The sequence below is a fragment of the Lysinibacillus sp. G01H genome (assembly GCF_028872195.1).
Lineage (GTDB): Bacteria > Bacillota > Bacilli > Bacillales_A > Planococcaceae > Lysinibacillus > Lysinibacillus capsici.
This window is the reverse complement of sequence record NZ_CP118397.1, coordinates 2,422,079-2,446,804: the sequence shown is the minus strand read 5'-3', so window position 1 is coordinate 2,446,804 and position 24,726 is coordinate 2,422,079. Positions and strand designations below refer to the sequence as shown.

The following is a 24,726-nucleotide window of genomic DNA, read 5'->3' as shown; positions in this document are numbered from 1 at the left end:
TGAGCTTTTTCTATGTACGTTAAAATAAGCCACTTGCGAGATAACATGCTGTTGCCCAAATAAAGACAGCGGAGCATTTATTAAATACTCGCATCAATTTTCCAGAGCCGTCTAGTTTTTTGAACGAGGCGCCAGTAAAAGTGAGACCGAAAAACCATAGCCAGGAAATGAACACACAAGCAATAGTGAACATCATTTGCTCGGCTCCACTATATTTTAATGCGCTTGTACCAATAACACCGATTGTATCTAAAATAGCATGTGGATTTAGAAGTGACACAGAGAGGGCAAAGAGAATTTGTTTTTTAATAGGCAATGCTTCGCTATTTTCAGTGTTGGCTGGATTTGAACGCCAAATGCTATAGCCCATGTAAAGTAAAAAAACGATACCAATACCCATTAACGTGATACGCAGCCACTCAAACTGTAGAACAATTAATGACAGACCGAATACCGCAAGTAGAATAAGCAGTGTATCACAGATCGCAGCTGTCACACTCGCTGGCAAAGCGCGTAATAAATTTGGTTGTGTAGCACCTTGTGAAAAAACAAAAACATTTTGTACGCCTAATGGCAAAATGAGTCCAAATGCTAAAATGATCCCATGAAGAAAAGCTTCCAACGATCATTCCTCCTTTCTTTACTTATTTTAGATATGGTATAACTAAAAGAAAACGACCAATTGGTTGGTTTTTTATCCACCCAATTCTATAGCATGGAAGGAGAGGGAACATGAGCTGGCAGCCGAATAGACGAAGTGATAATACATTACAGCAGCAGATTGTACAGTGGGTAACGGCCAATGTGGAACGAGGAGACTGGGCAGCAGGGACAAAACTACCTACCCAAAGACAGCTGGCCATGCAGTTCAATGTGAATCGTAGCACAGTTCAGCAGGCTTTAGAGGAATTAAAAGCAATGGGCATTCTTGAAGCAAAAGTAGGCTCTGGTGTTTATGTTACGTACAATTCCTGGCATGCATTAATCCAACAAACACAGCCGAATTGGCAAACTTATATCGAAACAAGCATCCACAAGCCAAACTACCACACCATCCAATTAATTAACGAATACGAACAGCGTGAGGATGTAATACGTTTAGGAACGGGAGAGCTAGCACCCAGTTTGTTGCCTACCGAGGAAATAGAAGCTTCACTGCGAGAGCTATCCTTTCAACCCAAAGCATTAGGCTACTCTTCGCCACAAGGCAATGATCAGCTCCGTAAAGCTATTTGTAAATATGTTCAAAAAAGAGGCATTCCCGCTGAGCCTCAAAACGTCTGTATTGTCTCAGGGGCTCTTCAGGCACTACAATTGATTGCTGTTGGCTTATTAGAGCAAGGGTCTATTGTGTTTCAGGAGCCAACCTCCTATTTAAATTCTGTTCACCCTTTTCAGTCGGTTGGCATGCAAATGATTAGCATTGATCGTGATGAACAGCTTGCTCAAACATTGGCGCAAAGGAAACGAAAGAAACAAGCCGTGTTTTATGCCATACCTACTTTACATAATCCAACAGGTCATGTATGGACAACACGAGAAAAAGAACAGCTATATGAAGCCTGTCAGACATCACGCATTCCGATTGTAGAAGATGATGTTTATCATGAATTGCTTTTTGAAGAGGCATCACCGCCGCTTAAGGCCATGGATAATAGCGGACAAGTTCTTTATATTGGCAGCGTCTCTAAAACCTTAAGCCCAGGGCTACGCATTGGTTGGCTCATCGGTCCAACCACTGTCATTGAGCGGTTAGCTGATATAAAAATGCAAACAGACTATGGCTCAAGTGCCATTTCTCAAGAAATTGTCCTACATTGGCTGCAATCAGGAAAATATGAAAAGCATCTCGCAGGATTACGTCAACAATTACAGGAGCGAGCCGATTTTACGGAACAGCTTTTAAAGGTGACATTTACAGATGTGGCGAATTGGAGCAAACCAAGAGGAGGCTTTTATATTTGGCTCAAGTTTCATGAGCCGCTTGTAGATAAAGACTTCTTTATGATACTGTTGCAGCAACAAGTATTAATCAATCCAGGCTATATCTACGATCCACAAGATCATCATCATATTCGTCTATCCTACGCCTATGCAACCTATGAAGAATTACAGGAAGGCTTACAAATCCTACATGAATGTGCGGTGGAGGCTATTGGACGAAGAGTAAGTAAGGGTTTGTCCTGAAGTTAGGGAAACGAGAGAAGGTTGCTCTACATAGGTTGAGAAGTGATCAAAGAAGTGAGAAACCCGCTCTAAAGTGGTTGAGAAGTGATCAAACAAGTAAGGAACCCGCTCCAAAGTAGATGAGAAGTGATCAAACAACTGAAGAACCCGCTCCAAAACCAGTGAAAAGTGATCATATAGCAAGCTCCTCTCTCAATTAAATATCCAGGCTTAGCCACCCAACCCACTGATAGAAAAGAAAGTGAATAATCCAAGCCGTGTATCCATACATTTTAGAAGAATAGAAGTATTTTATTTTGATTACGAACATAAAGAGGTGAACGATTGGAAAATTTGCCACCAGGTTATTTTCAGGTGCCTCAGCCTATTCGAGGTGATGGGGCTGGAGGGGTGGATAAGGGGCCACGGGATATTATGAGGGACTTAGAAAATCCTGATATGCTGGTGCCACCAACGACTGATGCGGGTTTGATTCCAAATTTACGATTCTCGTTTTCAGACACGCATATGACCTTAAATCAAGGTGGGTGGTCACGGGAAATTACGGTTCGTGAATTACCGATTGCTACGACTTTGGCGGGTGTGAATATGAGTTTGGCACCAGGGGGCGTACGTGAGCTGCACTGGCATCAACAGGCGGAGTGGTCTTATATGCTGCTTGGTCATGCTCGCATTACGGCTGTCGATCAAAATGGTTGTAACTTTATAGCGGATGTGGGACCTGGTGATTTATGGTATTTTCCGCCTGGCATTCCTCATTCCATTCAAGGACTTGAGGACGGCTGTGAATTTTTATTAGTATTTGATGATGGGCATTTCTCTGATCTGAATACACTGTCAATTTCGGATTGGTTTGCTCATACGCCAAAAGAAGTGTTATCAGCGAATTTTGGGGTTCCTATCGATGCTTTCGATCACATCCCGAGTGAACAAGTATATATTTATCAGGATCGGGTTCCGGGGCCAATCGATTCTCAGAAAGTGCCATCTCCATATGGGGAGGTTCCGCAAACCTTTAAACATCGTCTGTTGGCACAGCCTCCATTAAAAACACCTGGAGGCAGTGTGCGCATTGTCGATTCGACTAACTTCCCAATCTCTAAAAATATCGCGGCTGCACTGGTGGAAATTGAGCCAGGGGCGATGCGAGAGTTGCATTGGCATCCAAACAACGATGAATGGCAATATTATCTGCAAGGAAAAGGCCGTATGACAGTTTTCACAGGAAATGGAACGGCTCGAACATTTGATTATCGGGCGGGAGATGTTGGCTATGTCCCATTTGCCACGGGGCATTATATTGAAAATACTGGAACAGAGCCATTATGGTTTTTAGAAATGTTTAAAAGTGATCGATTCCAAGATGTATCCTTAAATCAATGGATGGCGTTAACTCATAAAGAATTGGTGCAAAGAAATTTGCAGGTTGGTCCTGAGTTGCTTGAGGCTCTCAGAAAAGAAAAATGGCCTGTAGTAAAATATCCTGGTTTTTCCTATTATCCGAAATAATCAAAGCAGGTGAGGAAGTTCTCACCTGCTTTTAGTTTAAAATTGATATTTTTTGCGTGTCAGGAGCAAAATAGCGATGGCTGGTATTGTACAAATGAGCATGGCTGCGAAGGACAGACCTGGCGATATTTCGTATAAATAGCCACCTAAAAATGTAAGGATGGCAGTACTTAAGCCCATAGCTAATGCAGAGTATAAACCCTGTGCATTAGGTATTTGTTCCTTAGGTAGCGCTTTTGTTAAGTAGCGAATAAAGGCAAAATGGGCTAATGCAAAGGATAATGCGTGCAAGGTTTGTGAAGCGATAAATACCCAGACATTTGGGAACATGAAGATTAGTAACCAACGTAGGGAAGAGCCGCTCGCTGCTAAGAGTAATAAGGACGATGAGCGCCATTTCGTCAATAACGTATCAGCCTTCATAAAGTAAAGAATTTCACAAATAACAGCGATATTAATAATCATACCCATATAGAATGGATCAACCTGTAAATCTTCTAAATAAATATAACCGTAGCTATAATAGGAGGCATGTGCACCCTGTAGCAAGATGACGATGAATAAAACAATGGGGAAGCCTTTGATAGTCCATAGTGTTTTCATCGACAATGATTTTGCACGCTGTTCTTTTGTTGGGACTACCAGTAATTCCTTTGGTGTTGCAAATTGCTGCATAAGTAACATGCCCATCAACCCTATAATCATGCTCCAAAAGATGATGTTCTTTCCAAAAACGCCTGTCAGCATACTAATAATTAACACAGCGATGACAAAGCCAAATGAACCATAGGAACGGCTTTTACCATAATGAATATTGCCATACTGGACAAGCGTAGCTGCACTGCTTTCCACAGCAGGTAATAGCGCTGGGTAAAAAACACTAAATAAAATGGTCACGATTAATAATGCTGTAAAGCCTGTGCTTGGAATATAGAGCAAGGCAGTTAGCAACGAGCCTATTGCTAAAATAGTAATGAGTCGTTTATTGTGTACATATTTTGCAAGTGTTGGGAAGAAGAAAAGATTGGATGTGGCACGAGCTAGGAGCCCACAGCCCATCACTACACTTGCCTGCGAGACGGTTAGATGTTTCGCATCCACCAGCCAACCTGTCCAGTAGGGTAAGAAAATGCCCCAAGTGATAAAAAATGTAAAGAAATTCTGAGAAAGCCATCGTTGATTGTTCATATAATTTCCGTACCTCCATTAACTATGTTGAATAATAGCATGTTCATCGCTACAATAATGTGAGATATCTCATATTTTTTATAGGAGAGAGTAAAAAATGCATATTTTAACAGCTGAAGCCCGTACCCATTATCTTGAAAAATATCCAATCGATGATTTTTTCTCATTTGATATCAATCCCTATTTAGAAGTCCGCCAGTTTGACAAGGGTGAGTGGATCTTCCAGGAAGGCTCATTTCCAGACACCGTGTATTACATGATAGAAGGAAAGGCGAAGCTCTATATGACACATAAAAATGGGAAGGTTTCACTTATTGAATACCTAGAAGCCCCTCTATTTATGGGGGAAATTGAATTGTTAAATGAGGCTAGGTATACAAAGGGGATACAAACCGTCACCAAAACAATTTGCTATTCGATTACACAGTCATGTAAGGAGAAGTTACTTGCGGATGCCTTATTTTTACGTAGACTTTGTGTATTTTTAGGGGAAAAAGCGACAAAAATGACATCTAAATATACACAAAATCAGGCATATCCGTTGGAAAATCGCTTAGCAGCCTTTATCCAATTATCTGCCGACCAAGGTGTCTACAGGGAAAAACATACGGAAATCTGTGAGTATTTAGGAGTTTCTTATCGCCATTTATTATATGTTTTGGCACAGTTTTGTGAAGAGAAGATATTAGAAAAGCGGAAGACTGGCTACCAAATTATTGATAAAAAACGTCTCGCGCAGCTTGCACAGGAAATACTATAAAAACAACCAATCCATAAAGGAGGGTCTCAAAAATTATTTGAGATCCTCCTTTTTTTCTTTGAAGAGCAGAGCGTAATTGCCTAATTAAAAATAATTATTCTAGACAAACTAAGTATTCTTTCACTGTACAGAATTGAACTGTGATAAAACTCCTGTATTTTTCAAAAAGTAGAATAGTAAAAATTGTTAGGACTTTTATAATGGTTCTTTAGAATTTAATTTGAACTAAAATATTACATTTTATAGATTGTTTTTCTTAGTACCTGTGTTTATACTATTTTTAGTTATGACAGCTAAGAAAACACATGAGAAAAAATAAGAATAATAAAAAGGAGGGAGTTGCAACGCCTTTAGCCCATTTGCTAGAGCTATGCAGCGAGTGAAAAATGTTTTTTTCTAGGAAAGTAGCTGGAGATTATAATTATTTTTCTGCAATAAACTATTCAGATATAGAATCCAATGAGCGATTTAAAGAAAAGTTAGATTTTTTAGCCTTTTCGAAAAATAGGAGAGAGCTAGTTCGTTATTTACGTACTATCTATGAAAATAATCGAAAGGAAATTTTAGACAACCTAACTGAACGTTTATATGACGTACAGGACTTTGCAAAAATAGCTCAGAAGTACCCGGAGTTAGGAGGAGAAAAGCAATTAATCGATGACTATTTTGAGAGCTTGTTTGAGGACGAATTAAATCTTCAATATGTTTTTAAAAGAAGAAAATTATCATCCATACTTTTAAGTGTGGGGATATTACCTAATCAAATTATTGCTATCTATATGTTAATCAATCAATTGATGATCCCGCTTATCGTAAAAGAATTAGCTCGAAATCCTAAAAATATGCTGGATGTTTTGCTTGCATTCGAAAGCCTATTGAATATAGATCAGCAAATTATCTTTGAAACCTATATAGAAAACCAGGCTAATTCTGTTGTGACAGGATTAGGGGAAATTATTAAATATAATACACAACTCGTTTCAATCAAAGAACTAATTGAGTTTCAGGAGGTGCAGCAAAAAGAAATTATTGCCGCCAATCAATCGATGCAGGTTTTAGAAAACAGCATTGAAGAAATTGCTGTTTCTGTAAGTGATATTTCCGCTCAGACTAAAACAGCATTGTTTGAATTAAATGAAGATCTCGCCTCTTTAAAACATGTTACGTCTATTTTGCAGGTAACGGATGAAAACCAAAAATCAATGCAAGTAAATATCGGTCTTTTAGTAAACCATGTAAACAGTGTGGCGAAGTTAATGGAGTTAATTAAATCGATTGCTGATCAGACGAATCTTCTGGCACTCAATGCAACAATTGAGGCAGCAAGAGCAGGAGAGGCAGGAAAGGGCTTTACAGTAGTTGCGGAAGAAATACGTAAATTGGCTGATGATACAAAATCGTCCGTACTTTCTATTCATACGGACATCAATGAATTACTGCTCATAACAGCAGACATACAAGACGTTACACAGCAGTTCGCCAAAGACTTGCATAAAGGCGTAGTCGATACAGCGATGATTACAGAAACACTTACAAATTTAAACGATACCATTCAGCAGCAAGGTATTCGTTTTGGGGAGATTGCAGAAACAGCTAAAAGTCAAGCTGCATCGGCTAATTATATTGCTGAGTGCAATCAAAATATCACTGAAAGCATGGAGAAAAGTAAGGAAATTGTATTTCATATGGGCTCCTCCATTTACGAACTAAGCAATATGATTGATGATTACCGTACCAAAACGATTTCAAATAATTACATCATTAGTCAGGAAGATATTATCGAATTAGCGATTACAGATCATTTGCTCTGGAGTTGGAAAATTTATAATTTACTATTAGGATTTGAAAAAATGTCCGAAGAAGAAATAGCCTCCTATCAAAATTGTCGTCTCGGTAAATGGTATTACGGGTTAGGAAAAACATTGCTTGGAGATAAAGTTATTTTCAAAGAGCTCGAAGAACCCCATATGCTCATCCATGAGCTGGCAAAAAAAGCTGTACAGGCATTCAACCATGGCTACAAAGATCAAACGGAAGCTTATCTTCGTGAAATTACCTTGGTTTCTCATAAAGTAGTGGATAAGTTACAGCAATTAAAAGCTCTTTTAGTGAGTGAAAAACAGCAATATGAACGTTAAAAGGGTCTTAGGTTTTAAACATTTCTGGAGGAATAAAAATGGGCATAATTAAACTTAAATCAGTGCGTCAGAAAAATTTATTTGGTTTTTTGCTTGTCTTACTGCTAATGATTATTCTTTCTATTTTTACCATTGAATCGATGAAAAAAATTCATAGAGATACCGATCATATCATGCAAGAGCAGCTACCATTGCTTATGCTGGATCAATCAATGGCCTTTAACACAGCAGAAAAAATTGCATTAGCTAGAGGCTATATTTTGACAGGTGATAGTTCTTATAAGAATGAGTTTCAGAAATATGCTGAGCAAGCCAGTATTCTAGAAGAAGAGTTGCTACAACAAACGGAATCTCCAAAGACCGAGGAGCTTCTATTGTTAGGAAGAAAATGGAATGAAATGATTGTTGAAAATGTTTTTCCGCTTTTTGAGCAAGGAAAAATCGAACAAGCTGAAGCGATTTTAAATGGGGAGGCTCAAGACTACGCAAGAGAATTAATGAGTGGTTTTACAGCTATGGCTGACGAGCGTAAAAAGGAGGTATTACAACAAGGTATCCAAGTGATTGAAATAGGTAATAAAAATATTCAATTCAACTCAATTTTCACTATTCTGATAGTTCTAACAGGAATTATTATTGCCCTATTTGTAACAAATGGTATAGTGAAACCTATCAAATTGGTTATGAAACGTTTACAAAAAATTGCTGAAGGTGATTTAACTGATCCACCATTAAAAGTTAAATTTCAAGATGAAGTGGCAGAACTGATGAAGGCATCTAATTTTGTTAGTGAAAATAATAATCAGTTATTGCAGCAGGTAAAAGTATCTGCGAAGGAATTACATCAACAAATTGGCTATATTGCACAATCTGTAAAGGATGTATTTAATGGATCAGAGCAGATAACTGAAACGATGATAGAACTTGCCTCAGGCACCGAAGCACAAGCAAATTTAGCAAGTGAAATGGTTTCTAAAATGGAAGTATTTTCTAAGAATATTTGCGAAATGAATGAAAATGGTCAGCATATATTTCAGAGGTCACATGATATCTTAGATATGACTGGTCAGGGAAAAGAGTTAATGGATCAATCCTTGTTACAAATGTCCATCATCCATGAGGTATTTGAGGGGACAGTAACGAATGTCAACAATTTAGAAAAGCAGTCTCAAGAAATTAATCAGCTTGTCACTGTGATTCGAGAGATTTCTGACCAAACGAATTTATTAGCATTGAATGCTGCAATTGAAGCAGCTCGTGCAGGTGATGCGGGAAAAGGCTTTGCTGTCGTAGCAGAGGAAGTAAAGAAATTGGCAACTCAAGTTTCCTATTCTGTAGTTGAAATTACAGGCATTGTGGAGAACATTCAACAGGAAACCAACACAGTGACAGAATTTCTGCAAAAGGGGTATGTAGAAGTCGCGAGGGGATCAGAGCAAATGAAAATGACTGGGCATACCTTTGAAAATATTAATGAAGCCGTTAAAATGGTGACGATTACTATCCAAGATACATCTGAAATAATTGAAATCGTCATGAGGGATAGTGAAAGTGTAAGTAAAATGATTGAGGAAATAGCTGCTGTCACAGAGGAGGCTGCAGCTAGTGTGGAGCAAACCGCTGCATCCGCAGAGCAATCCAGTAGCTCGCTTCAAGTTGTTACGAGCAGTGCAGATCAGTTAACCCGAACAGCCGATCAACTAGAGGAATTAATCCAGTTTTATAAGTTATAAATTAAAAATGGGTTTGACTTCTTTAAATGAAGTCAAACCCATTTTTGTTGTATTCACTTTTTTTAATGAACCAGCGAGCGATATCCTTTCCACTATGGTAAAATTCCACTTCATTTACCTTGTTTTTTTGGATGGAGAGGTCAGGGATGTTTTCTAAAACGTCAAAAGGTAAAACACCGATACATAAATGATTATTTGTTAGATAATCTCCTTGTTGCTTACTGCCACTTTGTATCGATTCACTATGCTTGTTCATTGAGTTTTGTGTCATATGGAATGCAAGTAGTTCTCCTTGTGCCAATGCTGTGCTTGATGAGTAACCAGTACTTTTCATTCAACATGCCCCCTTTTGTCGTTACATTTATTGTACAAGACTAGATGGGAAAATAGCCGTTATTTACAAGGCTTTTACAATAACTTTAAGGTACATGGAAGATTTAGTAATTTGTAACCGTATTCATACCTTTATGGGATATAAACCATAGAAAACTGATATAAATTCTTTTTAAAAAACTCATACTCAAACTATTGTGAATTTTTCTAACACGAAGTATTATTGTAATTAGATTTAACGTGAAAGTTTTCACAAAGTCGCGAAATCGTTAGGAGGAATTTTTAATGAGTGCAATTCGAGTAGGTATTGTAGGATATGGAAATTTAGGACGTGGTGTGGAGTATGCCATTTCACAAAATCCAGATATGGAATTAGTAGCAGTGTTCACACGACGTGATCCTTCAACAGTAAACGTAGCAAGCAATGCGAGCGTATATTTAGTAGATGACGCTGAAAAATTCCAAAACGACATTGATGTTATGATTTTATGTGGTGGTTCTGCAACAGATTTACCAGAGCAAGGTCCACATTTTGCACAATGGTTTAATACAATTGATAGCTTCGATACACATGCGAAAATTCCTGAATTTTTCGATGCTGTAGATGCAGCGGCACAAAAATCTGGTAAAGTATCTGTTATCTCAGTTGGTTGGGATCCAGGTCTATTCTCTTTAAATCGTCTACTTGGAGAATCAGTATTACCAGTTGGTACAACATATACATTCTGGGGCGATGGCCTAAGTCAAGGACATTCAGATGCTGTTCGTCGTATTGAAGGCGTAAAAAATGCTGTTCAATACACATTACCGATTAAAGAAGCGGTAGAACGAGTTCGTAACGGTGAAAATCCTGAACTAACAACACGTGAAAAACATGCACGTGAATGTTGGGTTGTATTAGAAGAAGGTGCAGATGCAACAAAGGTTGAACAAGAAATTGTCACAATGCCTAACTATTTCGATGAATATGACACAACAGTGAACTTCATTTCTGAAGATGAATTTAAAGCAAATCATACTGGTATGCCACATGGTGGTTTTGTCATTCGTAGTGGTGACAGTGGTGCAAACGATAAACAAATTCTCGAATTCTCATTAAAACTGGACAGTAATCCAAACTTTACATCTAGCGTATTAGTGGCTTATGCACGTGCAGCACACCGTTTAAGTCAAGCGGGTGATAAAGGTGCGAAAACAGTATTTGATATCCCATTCAGCCTGCTTTCGCCAAAATCAGCTGCTGAATTACGTAAAGAATTACTATAATCATAGCTAATGATCCCGATTATCATATAGTTGATAATCGGGAATTTTTTTAAGCCTAATTTATTTGCTAAAGTTGGTTGCCAATAAAACGGTACGGTTGTGTTATGATATTTCGTCCATCTTAGAAATTCATCTACATGTCGAATGCCAAATTCTAAGACTGCTTGATAAATAAAAATGGAGGCGTATTGTGTGGGAAGATGAAGTAATGCTTCCTTTATAGCAAGAATAGTTTTTCTAGTTGCCGCTGTTAAATTTTCTTTCATAAATGATACTAAGTCTTTGACATTGCCCCTTTTTGGCTATTGGAAAATAACCACATATCCATATTTCACTCAAGTTCCTCCGCTCGGTAAAGCAGTTTAAAATAATATCCATTAAAATCGGAACTCGTATAATCTCTATATTTAAAGGCGGTTCATTTAGCCACTTTCCTTCTAAATTTTAGTAATATAACAGAGTACAAAAATTAGGAAGAAAATACAAACTAAATTCTACTTCCATTACTCAAACAAAAAATGGGGATAAAATCTATAAAAATACATAAAAAATATGGTAAACTGTCAATAATTTAATAATCTGAATTTTTGTAGAAATTTTTGTAACCTTACAAAATATGGAGGTTATGTTTAAATGACAGCAGATATTGTTATTCAATCAAAATGTATGGCGCCAAATCCATCCACGCATTGCATTAATAGAGCAACACTAATGCGAACGCTAAAGAAAACTCGTCATCATACTTGTACTTTTTTGCATAGCGGTGCAGGGTATGGTAAAACAACCATTCTAACTCAATTTCTTGCAACCGAATCAAGTACATTTTCTTGGTACAGTATTTCTGATGAAGATGATAATTTATTACCCTTTTTGAGACATCTCTTTTTTAGTATACAGCGCGTCGTACCGAAGTTTGGTCATACATTTGGTGGATGGGATCAATTATCACGCTTTCCTAAGATGGATGAGCTCAATCGTTGGTATAAGCTATTTATCAATTGCCTCTGTGATATAGAGGAGCCTCTTCTCATCGTGATTGACGACTTTCACCTAGTAGACCATGTTTTTCCTATTAATTATTTCATGGAAAAAATCATTGAATTTGCTCCACCTAGCATTCATTTTATTATTGCTTCAAGAACACTACCCAATTGGGATATTATGAGGAAATTAAGGCTGCAAAAAAAATGGTTGGTTATGAAAGAGGACGAACTGGCCTTTTCAGCTGAGGAAATTGCGGTGTTTTTCGAAGAATATGTAGATGTACATTTATCCGAAGCTGAAATAAAAAAGGTTTTAGAGATCACTGAGGGCTGGGCCATTAGCCTCTCTTTATTGGCAGAGCAATGGCATCATGCTTCGTTAGATCATTGGCTGAGGATTCCCACAAATGAGCTATTCACATATTTATCAGAGGAAGTTTATAGTAGAATGACTGCTACTGAGCAGGAGACTATCTTAAAATTAGCGATTTTTCCAACTTTTTCTGCGGAGTTATTGGAAGCGTTTTATGGCACTGAGATTGCGCAAATGCTAAATGCATTAACTCAGCGTCATTTATTTATTCAACCTGTGACAACAGATGGCTTATATCGTTTTCATGCATTGTTTAGTCGATTTTTAGAAATGAAATGGCGACAGTTTCCAACTCTACATGCGGATCTTCATAAACAAGCAGCTTTGTATTATGGAGAACTTCAAAATATTCAAGCTGTCCTGTATCATGCCTTTAAAACGAATGATCATCATTTTTGTGGAGAGCTACTACAGCTTCATGCAAAATCAATCGTACATGCTGGTCAATTTGAATGGTTGCTCGAAAAAATCAATCGATTTAGTGCACAGGAAAAAGATAAATTTTATAAATTATATTATTTTGAGGGCGAATGTCATCGCTACCGAGCTTATTATGAAAAAGCAAAACAATCCTATGAAAAATGTGCAATCATCGCACAGCAGCAGCGTGATCACCTATTTATGACAAAGTCTCAAGCTGGGATAGCCCATATTTACTTAGACACCATTCAACCTGCTTTAGCAGAGCCATATCTTGAGAAAGCATTAGAGCTAGCGAAACATACACCATTGCGCAAAGAGGAACTACTAGAACTTCAACGGCAATACGCTGAAAATTTAGTGAATCTAGGGAAGGCCAAGGGTGCACAGATCTTTATGGAGGACTTTGCATTGCCAGAGAATGTCATACAACGAGCGAATGTCGATGTGCGTGTTTTACTACGAACAGGACAACTACAGGAAGCCAAGGAGTTATTAGCGCAGCGACTTGAATTACCGCCTCAGCTTGTTGCAACCCATCGCGAAAGTGAACTGCTGGCAGCTTTCGTTTATGCATTGTTAGGTCAGGGCAAAGAAGCCTGGTATGCTGCCCAACATGGAATTCGAAGAGGAATAAAGGAGAAGTCTATTTTCATAGAGGCGGTTGGGTATATCAGAAAGGCTCATGCACTGCTGTTAATGGATTATCCAGATCATCAGGGGGCATGTCAAGCCTATGAAAAAGCATTGACCCTCATGAATGCCATTAATATTTCTCGTGTGAAGGCTGAGCCATATATGGGGTTAGCCATTGTCAAACATTCGTTAGGAGATATGGTAGCGGCGAAGAAATACTTAGCACTGGGCTTACAGGAAACCGAGCAAGTTCAAGATGCTTGGATGACTGCGCTTATTCTTTTAGCAGAAGTAAAAATCATCCTTACTGAGCAAGAAATGGGGAGAGCGAAGCAATTATTAAAGAAGACACAGCAACTATTTCAGGAGTGCGGTGATCGCAATGGCTTGATGCATGTGTTATTTTATCAATCAATGATTGCCCTGAAAGAGTGTAATAAGAAGCCGTTTCAACAGTATTTTCAACAGTTTGCACAACTATGTGTTTCAAATGGCTATGAATACTTCTTACAAAGACCAACGATACTTGGTCCAAGCAATCGAATGGTTTTTTACGAGCTATTGCAATTTAGTCAAATATGTCAGATGGAGCATCCAGCTATCTTATCATTGCAAAGTCATTTTCAGGTCGAGGATAGTATTAGTTATCCGCATGATGAAGTACAGATGAATCTTTTTGGAAGTTTACATTTAATTCGTACACAACGAAAGCTGGAAGACAAAGAATGGCAACGTGATAAATCGAAGGAATTATTCGTGTACCTCTACTGCCATCGCCATCGCTTTACTCCAAAGGAAGAAATAGCACAGGCATTATGGCCCGAGCGTAGTGTCGAGTCCTTGGATCGAGATTTTAAGGTGGTCTTAAATACGTTACTCAAAGTGTTAGAGCCACAACGCCATGCAAGACAAGAGGGCTTTTTCATTCAGCGGAAAAATAATATGTATCAGTTACAAAATATTGCTTTTCTCCAAATTGATGTTGAATGCTTTCACTATTATTACAGCTTAGGAATGAACGAATTTGATCCACAGCTGTCCAATGAGTGGCTCTTATTAGCAGAAGCAAGCTATACGGATGTGCTCTATGCGGAAAAAAAGCAAATCGACTGGCTAACGCAGGACCGTGAAAAGCTACAATTTTTATATATCGAAGTTTTGGAACGATTGGCACAAAATGCAACAAGGCAACAGCAATATAAAAAAGCCATTTTTTTCGCAGAAAAGATGCTACGCGAGGATGCACTTTGGGAGGAAGCGTATCGCCTGCTCATGTATAGCCACTACCAACTTCAAAACCGCTCCTTGGCCTTAAAATGGTATGAAAAATGTGTCCAGCAATTACAACACGAGCTTAACACAACCCCGATGGAATCCACCATGACAGTCTATGACTTGATAATGGGTTAGCCAGTGTTGTTTAGGCTAAGTGAAGTGTATTGAACCGTTCCTAAGTAATATGAAAGTGCTCCTATTGAGGGGGAGGCCCGCTCCTAAGAGGAGACAAAGCGCTCCAACAGAGGGAAGAGTCGCTCAAAAGTGAAGTGAAAGGGCTGTAACTAAGGATGGAGGCGCTCCTAAGTAGCGTCAAAGCGCTCCAACTGAGGGTAGGGCTGATCCTAAGAAGAGTGAAAGCGCTCCAACTAAGAGAAAAACCGCTCCTAAGTAGCGTCAAAATGGGCAACATGCTCATAAACCATGTCAACTCGCTCCAACAGTGGCGTAGTCTATATAAACTATAAAAAAATGTAACCTATTTGGAGGAACAACAATGCCATTTTGTCAGATGAAAAAAGCGAATATATACTACGAAATAATTGGAACAGGGATACCTATCATCATGCTACATGGTTTTTCTCCTGATCATCGTTTGATGAAGGGCTGTATGGAGCCTGTATTTAAAGAACGTGAAGGGTGGAAACGTATTTATGTGGATCTTCCAGGAATGGGGAAGACAACAGACTATACATCGATTCAGAACTCGGATGAAATGCTAGAAGCAATTATCGAATTTGTACACACAATCATTCCGCAAGAATCGTACCTGTTGGTTGGTGAATCTTATGGTGGCTATTTAGCGCGCGGTATTATGAGGAAATCAGTGGATCAACTTTTAGGTACGGCCTTTATTTGTCCTCTCATCATTCCTGAAAAAGAACAACGTACGGTGCCACCGCATTGTATTGTACAAGCAGATACTGCTTTTTTATCAACATTAAGTCAGCAGGAGCAAGATGATTTTATGTCTAATCAAGTTGTCTTAGATGCCTATAATTGGGAGCGCTATTCAACCGAGGTGTTGGCAGGGTGTAATCTAGCAGATCAGGCATTTTTAGAAAAAATTCAGCAAAGCTACGGATTTTCCTTTACCGTTGACGAAAAGTCCTTTGATAAGCCAAGTCTCTTTTTGCTTGGTAAACAAGATTCTGTGGTTGGCTATAAGGACGCGTTTTCACTTCTAGAGAAGTTTCCCAGAGCAAGCTTCGCCATTTTAGATAGAGCTGGCCACAATTTGCAGATCGAGCAACCTGGATTGTTTACTGAGCTGATGAGTGAATGGCTGAGTCGTGTAGAGGGAGAGATGGATTAAAGTGATACTTGCAAATGATAAATTACTTTTAAGAGAATTTAGGCAGCAAGACTGGGTTGATGTGCATAAATATGCCTCCCAGGAGGTTGTTAGTAGGTATCAAACATGGGGACCGAATTCAGAAGAGGATACAAAAGAATTCATTCAGGATGCTCTCGATGAAGCCACACAAACACCAAGGGAACGATATGTTTTTGCTATTATTCATCAAGAAACGGTAATAGGTGCAGTAGAAATGATGATTAAGGATTTTACAAATAAAGTTGGGGAAATTGGCTATATTGTAAATCCAGACTATTGGGGTAAGGGAGTAGCAACGCAGAGTGCTAAATTATTGGTCACTTTTGGCTTTGAAACATTAAAGCTCCATCGTATTTATGCAACTTGCGACCCTCGAAATATTGGATCATCTAAAGTGTTAGAAAAAATAGGAATGTCAAAAGAAGGAGTATTACGTGAAAACATGTTAATGAAAGATGGCGTTTGGCGAGATTCATTATTGTATAGTATGTTGAAACAAGAATGGTTATCATGAAACGTACGATTAAAAGTCATCTTTACGGTATAAAACTAGGCAGAAGGAAAAAAGCAATAAGAATCCAATGTATCACTGCAATAATGAGAAACAAATTATAAGAAATAAATGTGAACTCTAAAAAAGCAAGAATGTTGATTTCTAAACATTCTTGCTTTTTGTTTTAAGAAATGTTGTTTAGTTGCCATTCTGGTTCGCTGCATTTTCGGAATAGAACTATGTTTGTCCCTGTCGTTACGCTTCGCTACACTTTCGGGACAGAAAAATGCTCTGCACGAAATGGCATAATCTTAAAATCTTTTGTCCCTGTCGTTACGCTTCGCTACACTTTCGGGACAGAAAAATGCTCTGCACGAAATGGCATAATCTTAAAATCTTTTGTCCCTGCCGTTACGCTTCGCTACACTTTCGGGACAGAAAAAGCTCTGCACGAAATGGCATAATCTTAAAATCTTTTGTCCCTGCCGTTACGCTTCGCTACACTTTCGGGACAGAAAAATGCTCTGCACGAAATGGCATAATCTTAAAATCTTTTGTCCCTGCCGTTACGCTTCGCTACACTTTCGGGACAGAAAAATGCTCTGCACGAAATGGCATAATCTTAAAATCTTTTGTTCCTGTCGTTACGTTCACTACACTTTCGGGATAGAGCTAGGTGGTTCATATTTGAGCCATCTAGCTTGTAACTATTTTGTAACTGAACTTTTATATAGTGTTGTCATAGCAAGAAAGCGCTTTCTAGGGAGCTTATTTTGAAGGGGGATATGGGATGAGGAAGCAGTGGTATTGGTTTCTTTTAGTGATGTTGGCTGTGTTGTTGGTGGCTTGTAATGGGGAAACGAAAGACGGTGCAACGGAAGCGGATTCTTCTGATGGGGAGACGAAGGTGGTCACTGCGGAAGGTGGCACAATTAAAATTGGTGTGCTTGCATCGTTAACTGGGGCGCTTGAGTCATATGGGAAGCAGACGCAGCGAGGATTTGATTTAGGCATTGAGTATGCAACAGGCGGCACGATGGAGGTCAATGGTAAGAAAATAGAAATTGTATATGAGGATACAGAGACAAAGCCAGAGGTGGCTGTGCAAAAAGCGACAAAGCTTTTAGAAGATGATCAGGTTGATTTTTTAGTCGGCTCTTCAAGCTCGGGTGATACACTCGCTGTTCTACCGCTTGCCGAGGAGTATGAAAAAATTATGGTGGTAGAGCCTGCGGTGGCTGACAGTATTACAGGTTCAGAGTTCAATGAGTATATTTTCCGAACAGGTCGTAATTCATCACAGGATGCCTATGCAGCAGCAGCGGCGATTGCAGGCAAAGGTGTGAAAATCGCTACATTTGCGCCAGATTATTCGTTTGGCTGGGATGGGGTGAATGCCTTTAAAACAGCGGCGGAGAAATTAGGGGCTGAAATTGTACTAGAGGAGTATGCCGATCCTGCTGCAACAGATTTTACTTCCAATTTGCAAAAAGTGATTGATGCGAAGCCAGACTATTTGTTTGTGGTTTGGGCGGGGGCAAATTCACCATGGAATCAAATTGCAGATCTTAAAATTCAAGAAAAGGGCATTAAAATTTCGACGGGTGCGCCGGATATTATTGCGCTTCAATTTATGAACCCATTGGTTGGGATGGAAGGCTTCTCGGTGTATTATCATACACTTCCTCAAAATGATGTCAATGAATGGTTAGTAGATGAACATCAAAAACGTTTCAATGAAGTGCCCGACTTATTTACTCCTGGCGGCATGTCTGCGGCGATTGCGATTGTGGAGGCATTGAAACAATCGGATGGGGATGCAGACGCCAACAAATTAATCGACGTTATGGAAGGTATGTCCTTTGAAACACCAAAAGGAACAATGACATTCCGTGAAGAGGATCACCAGGCGCTACAATCCATGTATTCGATTCGCTTAGAGCAACGAGATGGTGTGGATTATCCAGTACCAGTACTTATTCGGGAGCTAAGTCCTGAAGAAACAGCACCTCCCGTTATGAATTAAAGAATTGAGAGGCAGCATGGCTGTCTCTCTACATAAACGTGAGAAGGAAGGGAGTAGAGAATGGAGCCTATATTATATACAGATAATTTAACAATTCGTTTTGGGGGACATACGGCTGTGGATGGCGTTAATTTTCAAATGCCTGAGAAGCATTTAAAGTCCATTATTGGGCCGAATGGTGCTGGGAAAACAACCTTCTTTAATTTGATTAGTGGTGAGCTAAAGCCAACTGAGGGTGATGTTTATTTTAAAGGGCAATCACTTGCACAAAAGTCGGCCATTGAAAGAACTCGAATGGGATTGGGACGATCTTTTCAGATTACCAATGTTTTTCCAAACTTAACGGTTCTCGAAAATGTTCGTTTAGCCGTCCAATCCAAGGAGAGAATTCGTTATCAGCTATTTCGTCATTACAAAAGCTATCAGGCGATTACGGACAAAGCGGAGGAGTTATTGGCACTTGTGTTACTCGACAATAAACGAGATGCCCTGACAACAATGCTATCCCATGGAGAGAAAAGAAAGCTTGAGATTGCCATGCTACTCGCGTTAGATACAGAAATTCTACTGCTCGATGAACCAACTGCAGGGATGTCATTAGAGGAAGTACCTACGATTTTAGAAATTATTCGAAGCATAAAACAGCAGGGGGATAAAACCATTTTGCTCATTGAACACAAAATGGATATGATTTTGGATTTATCGGATTCTATTATGGTGTTGTTCAATGGTCAGCTATTAGCAGATGGTTCACCAGAGGAAATTATGAATAATGATACTGTGCAACATGCATATTTAGGAGGGCTGTACGATGACCACCTTACTGACATTAAATGAGGTTCACACGCATATTGCTCAATATCATATTTTGCAGGGCGTTAATTTTGAAGCGAAGGAGGGGCAGGTTACTGTACTGCTCGGACGCAATGGCGCAGGGAAAACGACCACCCTGAAAACGATAATGGGTTTAACGCCTGCAACAAAGGGTGACATTGCCTTTCGCTCCCAATCGATAAAAAAAAGCCCTACCCATAAGGTGGCTAAATTAGGAATCGGCTATGTACCTGAAAATCAAGGGATTTTTGCAGATTTAACGGTAGAGGAAAACATGAAGGTAGCGATGCGCAAGGAGGATACAGCCACATTAGAGCGACAGCAATATGTGCTAGAGCTGTTTCCTGACTTAAAGAAGTTTTGGAAAAAAGCTGGTGGGCATTTATCGGGTGGTCAAAAGCAAATGCTGTCCATGGCAAGAGCCTTTATCAATGATAGCCAATTAATACTGATAGATGAGCCTTCCAAGGGACTTGCTCCGATAGTTGTGGAAAAAGTGATGGAAGCGATTGTGGAAATGAAAAAGAAAACGTCCATTGTTCTAGTGGAGCAAAACTTTATCATGGCTAGTCGAATTGGTGATACCTATTCATTAATCGATGATGGGAGAACAGTCAATTCGGGCAATATGCAGGATTTGATTTATGATGAAGAGCTAAAACGCAAGTATCTTGGTATTGGATAGAGGGGGGTGCCTAACATTGGAGCTATTGGTCAATTTAATCATTAATGGCTTAGCCACTGGAATGTTAATTTTTCTGCTAGCAGCTGGTTTGACATTAATTTTCGGTTTAATGGATGTATTGAATTTTGCGCATGGTGGGTTATTTGTTTGGGGGGCCTATGCGGGCATCTTTACCTATATGTTGACAGAAAGTTTTATCGTTGGGATTATAGGCGCGATTGTGACTGGAGCGTTGCTTGGACTGTTGACAGAGAAATTCATTATTACGCCTGTTTACGGCAATCATATTCAGCAAATTTTAATTACCTTAGGGCTGATGCTCGTTTTGCAGGAGCTTATTAAGGTGGTCTTTGGTCCAAATGGGGTGGCAGTAAAAACACCAAGTTATTTAGCTGGAAGCTGGGAAATTGGTGATGTGATCATCATTAAATATCGTTTATTTATTATTGTCATAGGGTTTGTGATTTTTGGTATTTTCCAATATATGCTGAAGCGCACGAAGATTGGCTTGATCGTTCGGGCTGGGGTGCAGGATAAGGAAATGGCGCAGGCTCTCGGTATTCATATTAAGCGTGTATTTTTATACGTCTTTATGGTGGGCGCTGCTCTGGCGGCACTTAGTGGGATGTTGATGGCTCCCTACTCAGGTGTGATTTATGCAGAAATGGGCATGGAGTATGCCATTTTAGGCTTTATTGTTGTGGTAATTGGCGGTATGGGTAGTTTTTCCGGCTCCTTGCTTGCAGCGATTTTAGTGGGGCTAGCAGGTAGCTTTATGGCTTATTATGTCCCTGTGCTGTCACTAGCGGTCAATATGATTTTAATGGCAATCGTTTTAATTTTTCGTCCTCAGGGGCTGTTTGCGATGCGAAAGGAGCGAACATCATGAATAACAAAATATCCTTACGCGCTTTCGCTTTTTTCCTGTTACTTGTCATTTTTATTATCCTTCCTTTTGTCAATGATTCAAGGACACTACTTATTTTACTCACACAAATCTTTATTTTTGGGATATTGGCAATGAGCTATGATATTTTACTAGGCTATACAGGCATCGTCTCCTTTGGGCACGCCATGTTCTTCGGCATTGGTGCCTACACAACAGCAGTCATGCTGAAGCAGATCGATCACACACTCTTGATTTTTGTACTGTCTATCGTGATAGGCATGATATTAGCAGGCTTCATTAGCTTTTTAGTAGGTTTATTAACCTTACGCTTAAAAAGTCATTTTTTTGCGATGCTGACGCTAGCCTTTTCGGGGTTATTTTTAGTTTTAGCTGAAAAGTGGCGCTCTGTTACGTATGGCAATGATGGCTTTACATTCAGAGCACCTGATCTATTTAGAGATCGAATGACCTTCTATTTCTTTGTGCTAGCAAGCTTGGTTGTCATCTTTTTGGCGCTCTACCGCTTTGTGAATTCACCAACAGGTCGTATTTTAATTGCCGTTCGTGAAAATGAACAGCGGACGAAATCATTAGGCTTTAATACGTTGCACTATAAAGTCATTGCCTCAGTTGTGGCAGGCATTGTAGCAAGTTTTGCTGGCTCCTTATATGCAGTGTCATTGCGCTTCGTTAACACGAGTGTGATGGCCATGGATATTACGCTGGATGCATTGTTAATGACGATTATCGGTGGGGTTGGTACTTTAGTGGGGCCGTTATTAGGCTCGGCGGTCATTGAATATGCGCAACATGCACTGTCAGGGCTTGCAAGAGATTATCCTATTTTTGAACGTTGGATTATCTTCTTCGGGATTCTCTATATTTTAGCCGTTATCTTCTTCCCCAAAGGTATTATTGGCTCACTAAGATTGCTCTTTTGGAAGTGGCGAGGAAGGCTAAAGCAACGAAAAACAACAGGTCCCCTGCCTCAGGAAAAGGAGCGATTTGAATGACAGTTGGTATTGTAAGTACGGGTATTTATCTACCTCAACAGAAGATGACATCGCAGGAAATTGCGGCTGTTTCCAATATTCCTGAGGCCATTATCCGTCAAAAAATGGGCATTCATGAAAAGCCAATTCCTGATAAGTCTGATCATACAGTGCAAATGGGTATCTGGGCAGCACAGGAGGCGATTCAAAAAGCGAATATAGACCCTAAGGATATTGATGTTGTCATCTATATGGGGGAGGAACATAAGGAATATCCACTCTGGACAGCCTCTATTAAAATGCAGGAGGAGCTTGGTGCAGTGAATGCATGGGCATTTGATGTGCAATTACGCTGCGGCACAACAATCATGGCGTTGAAAGTGGCGAAAAGCTTAATGGCTTCAGATGACACGATACGAACCATTCTGTTAGCAGGTGGTTATCGCAATGTTGATTTTATCGATTACAGCAATCCACGAACGCGCTTTATGTACAATTTAGCGGCTGGTGGAGGCGCCATGTTATTACAAAAAAACTATGAAAAAAATCTGCTACTAGAGACAGATATTATAACGGATGGTTCTTTCTCAGAGGATGTAGTCGTGCCAGTCGGGGGAACGAAAAATCCATTAACCCCAACCCATTTAACCGAAAATTTATATAAGCTTGACGTTTTGGACCCCATTGGGATGAAGGAGCGGCTAGAACAAAAATCTTTAAGCAATTTTTTGAAGGTCATTCGCAGTTCTTTAGCGAAAAGTGGATACAGTGACGATCAGCTAGATTATTTAGCGATGTTGCACATGAAAAGATCTGCACATGATTATATTTTAACGGAGCTTGGCTTACAGCAGGAGCAGTCTATTTATTTGCAAGACTATGGACATATAGGTCAGATCGATCAAATATTGTCCCTACAGCTAGCACAGGAGCAAAATCAAATTCAAGCAGGCGATATTGTGACGCTTGTTAGTGCTGGCATTGGCTATGTATGGGGCGCTATCACAATACGTTGGGGATAAGGGGGAAATGGCATGGTAAAAACGATTCAACTAGCAAATGGAGAGACAATGGCCTATCGCAAGCGATCAGGTGGAGGTCATCCTTTAGTGTTAGTACATGGCAATATGACATCTTCTAAGCATTGGGATATTCTGATGGATGCTTTAGACGACAAATACACCATTTACGCGATAGATTTACGTGGTTTTGGTGAATCATCCTATCTTAAGCCAATCACAGCTATTAAAGATTTTAGTGATGATGTCAAGCTATTTGTGGATGCACTACAACTGCAAAGCTTTGATATGATTGGTTGGTCAACAGGTGGAGCTGTCTGTATGCAGTTTGCAGCCAATTATCCAGGATACTGTCAAAGACTGATTTTACTTGCGTCTGCTTCTACACGTGGCTATCCATTTTACACGGATTTAGGAACAGGCAATCCAGACTCCTTTAAGCGAGCCTATCATTATGAGGAGGTATTGGTGGATACATCCAAAACAAAGCTTATTCAAGGCTTCTACGATGCAAAAAATGCGGAAGGCTTACAGTCTATATGGAATGCATTAATTTATACGCATCATCGACCAAACGAAGGAAAATATGAAGAATATGTAGAGGATATGCTTACACAGCGCAATTTAGCAGAAGTATATCATGCACTTAATACATTTAACATAAGCGCTGTTGATAATGAGGTGGCAAAAGGCGCTCGGGAGGCCATGTTGCTTCATATCCCAATTTTAGTGCTACGAGGGGATCGTGATTTGGTGATTACAGAGGAAATGAATGCAGAGTTATTACAGGATTTAGGCAAAACAGCACAGTTTGTAGGTCTAAAAGACTGTGGGCATTCACCGTTAATCGATGATTTAGCACAATTGACAGCTGAAATTGAAGCTTTTTTAGAAATTGGAGGAAGACAGTATGCGTTTGAACAATAAAGTGGCTATCATTACAGGCGCTGCAAATGGTATTGGCTATGCGGCGGCTGAACGTTTTATCGAGGAGGGGGCATGGGTGTTTATCGCCGATTTTGACGATAAAGCAGGCATTCTAGCAGCACAACAACTAGGTGAAAATGCTGTATTTATACAAGTAGATGTTGCAAGTAGAGAGAGCGTTAAACAGCTGGTGACGGCAGTGATCGAACAGGCAGGACGGATTGATATTTTAGTGAATAATGCGGGGATTACAAGAGACGCCATGCTGACAAAAATGACGGAGGATCAATTTCAACAGGTGCTAGATGTCAATTTGACAGGTGTCTTCCATTGTACACAGGAGGTCATTCCCTATATGGTGGCAGCAGGTGGAGGCAAAATTATAAATACATCCTCAGTTAGTGGAGTATATGGCAATGTTGGTCAAACTAATTATGCAGCGACAAAAGCAGCGATTGTAGGTATGACAAAAACATGGGCGAAGGAGTTAGGGCGTAAGGGGATTAATGTTAATGCAGTGGCACCTGGCTTTACAGAAACAGATATGGTCAAAAAAATGCCTGAAAATATTTTGACTCAAATGCGATCAATCGTCCCCCTACAACGCCTAGGGACACCACGTGATATTGCCAATGCCTATTTATTTTTAGCATCTGATGAGGCCTCCTACGTTCATGGGCATACTCTGCATGTGGATGGCGCAATTATGATGTGATAGGAGGTA

At 39.6% G+C, this 24,726-nt stretch carries 20 protein-coding genes; 17 read left to right on the top strand and 3 right to left on the bottom strand.

Annotated elements, in window-relative coordinates; all coding sequences use genetic code 11:
- Positions 1-19 precede the first annotated feature (19 nt).
- A complete protein-coding gene (locus PSR12_RS12370; RefSeq protein ID WP_274769087.1) occupies positions 20-622 on the bottom strand; it encodes a LysE/ArgO family amino acid transporter in 603 nt (200 codons plus the stop codon).
- Between the two features lie 110 nt (positions 623-732).
- Between PSR12_RS12370 and PSR12_RS12365 the strand changes: the two genes are divergently transcribed.
- Both PSR12_RS12365 and PSR12_RS12360 read left to right on the top strand, forming a co-directional pair.
- Positions 733-2,187 (top strand): aminotransferase-like domain-containing protein, encoded by a 1,455-nt coding sequence (locus PSR12_RS12365; protein ID WP_257522254.1) that lies wholly within the window; start codon positions 733-735, stop codon positions 2,185-2,187.
- A 324-nt stretch (positions 2,188-2,511) separates the two neighbouring features.
- Entirely contained in the window at positions 2,512-3,696 is a 1,185-nt protein-coding gene (locus tag PSR12_RS12360) for an oxalate decarboxylase family bicupin (RefSeq protein WP_274769086.1), read from the top strand.
- 36 nt (positions 3,697-3,732) lie between these two features.
- Here the strand turns inward: PSR12_RS12360 and PSR12_RS12355 are convergent, their stop codons facing one another.
- Positions 3,733-4,884, bottom strand: a complete 1,152-nt coding sequence (locus PSR12_RS12355; protein WP_274769085.1) for an MFS transporter — start codon at positions 4,882-4,884, stop codon at positions 3,733-3,735.
- A 97-nt stretch (positions 4,885-4,981) separates the two neighbouring features.
- Between PSR12_RS12355 and yeiL the strand changes: the two genes are divergently transcribed.
- From yeiL to PSR12_RS12340, 3 genes are all read left to right on the top strand, one after another.
- A complete protein-coding gene (gene yeiL / locus PSR12_RS12350) occupies positions 4,982-5,644 on the top strand; it encodes a transcriptional regulator YeiL (RefSeq protein WP_221682886.1) in 663 nt (220 codons plus the stop codon).
- 386 nt (positions 5,645-6,030) lie between these two features.
- On the top strand, positions 6,031-7,782 hold the full coding sequence (locus tag PSR12_RS12345; RefSeq protein ID WP_274769083.1) for a methyl-accepting chemotaxis protein: 1,752 nt from the start codon (positions 6,031-6,033) through the stop codon (positions 7,780-7,782).
- A gap of 38 nt (positions 7,783-7,820) precedes the next feature.
- The gene (locus PSR12_RS12340) at positions 7,821-9,515 is read left to right on the top strand and encodes a methyl-accepting chemotaxis protein (RefSeq protein WP_274769082.1); all 1,695 of its coding nucleotides are present in this window, start codon (positions 7,821-7,823) and stop codon (positions 9,513-9,515) included.
- A gap of 22 nt (positions 9,516-9,537) precedes the next feature.
- Here the strand turns inward: PSR12_RS12340 and PSR12_RS12335 are convergent, their stop codons facing one another.
- On the bottom strand, positions 9,538-9,849 hold the full coding sequence (locus PSR12_RS12335) for a hypothetical protein (protein ID WP_257522250.1): 312 nt from the start codon (positions 9,847-9,849) through the stop codon (positions 9,538-9,540).
- 284 nt (positions 9,850-10,133) lie between these two features.
- Here PSR12_RS12335 and PSR12_RS12330 point away from each other — a divergent pair, with 284 nt between their 5' ends.
- The 12 genes from PSR12_RS12330 to fabG all read left to right on the top strand — a co-directional run bounded on the left by PSR12_RS12330 (position 10,134) and on the right by fabG (position 24,717).
- Positions 10,134-11,114 carry a diaminopimelate dehydrogenase gene (locus PSR12_RS12330; RefSeq protein ID WP_009371727.1) on the top strand — a complete coding sequence of 327 codons (981 nt, stop codon included), beginning with the start codon at positions 10,134-10,136 and terminating at the stop codon, positions 11,112-11,114.
- A 633-nt stretch (positions 11,115-11,747) separates the two neighbouring features.
- Complete coding sequence (locus PSR12_RS12325; RefSeq protein WP_274769080.1) at positions 11,748-14,936, top strand: winged helix-turn-helix domain-containing protein; 3,189 nt, start codon at positions 11,748-11,750, stop codon at positions 14,934-14,936.
- Between the two features lie 361 nt (positions 14,937-15,297).
- Positions 15,298-16,116 (top strand): alpha/beta fold hydrolase, encoded by an 819-nt coding sequence (locus PSR12_RS12320; protein ID WP_274769078.1) that lies wholly within the window; start codon positions 15,298-15,300, stop codon positions 16,114-16,116.
- 1 nt (position 16,117) lies between these two features.
- A complete protein-coding gene (locus tag PSR12_RS12315; protein WP_221682880.1) occupies positions 16,118-16,651 on the top strand; it encodes a GNAT family N-acetyltransferase in 534 nt (177 codons plus the stop codon).
- A gap of 769 nt (positions 16,652-17,420) precedes the next feature.
- Complete coding sequence (locus PSR12_RS12310) at positions 17,421-18,656, top strand: substrate-binding domain-containing protein (protein WP_274769077.1); 1,236 nt, start codon at positions 17,421-17,423, stop codon at positions 18,654-18,656.
- Between the two features lie 60 nt (positions 18,657-18,716).
- Positions 18,717-19,493, top strand: a complete 777-nt coding sequence (locus tag PSR12_RS12305) for an ABC transporter ATP-binding protein (RefSeq protein ID WP_274769075.1) — start codon at positions 18,717-18,719, stop codon at positions 19,491-19,493.
- Positions 19,468-20,175 carry an ABC transporter ATP-binding protein gene (locus tag PSR12_RS12300; protein ID WP_274769074.1) on the top strand — a complete coding sequence of 236 codons (708 nt, stop codon included), beginning with the start codon at positions 19,468-19,470 and terminating at the stop codon, positions 20,173-20,175. The genes PSR12_RS12305 and PSR12_RS12300 overlap by 26 nt, the downstream gene beginning before the upstream one ends.
- Positions 20,176-20,191: 16 nt before the next feature.
- On the top strand, positions 20,192-21,064 hold the full coding sequence (locus PSR12_RS12295) for a branched-chain amino acid ABC transporter permease (protein ID WP_004227888.1): 873 nt from the start codon (positions 20,192-20,194) through the stop codon (positions 21,062-21,064).
- A complete protein-coding gene (locus PSR12_RS12290) occupies positions 21,061-22,077 on the top strand; it encodes a branched-chain amino acid ABC transporter permease (RefSeq protein ID WP_202340961.1) in 1,017 nt (338 codons plus the stop codon). Before PSR12_RS12295 ends, PSR12_RS12290 begins: the two co-directional genes overlap by 4 nt.
- Complete coding sequence (locus tag PSR12_RS12285; RefSeq protein ID WP_274769070.1) at positions 22,074-23,078, top strand: 3-oxoacyl-ACP synthase; 1,005 nt, start codon at positions 22,074-22,076, stop codon at positions 23,076-23,078. The genes PSR12_RS12290 and PSR12_RS12285 overlap by 4 nt, the downstream gene beginning before the upstream one ends.
- A 12-nt stretch (positions 23,079-23,090) precedes the next feature.
- On the top strand, positions 23,091-24,002 hold the full coding sequence (phaZ, locus tag PSR12_RS12280; protein ID WP_274769068.1) for an intracellular short-chain-length polyhydroxyalkanoate depolymerase: 912 nt from the start codon (positions 23,091-23,093) through the stop codon (positions 24,000-24,002).
- Complete coding sequence (fabG, locus tag PSR12_RS12275; RefSeq protein WP_274769066.1) at positions 23,986-24,717, top strand: 3-oxoacyl-ACP reductase FabG; 732 nt, start codon at positions 23,986-23,988, stop codon at positions 24,715-24,717. The genes phaZ and fabG overlap by 17 nt, the downstream gene beginning before the upstream one ends.
- Positions 24,718-24,726: the final 9 nt, after the last annotated feature.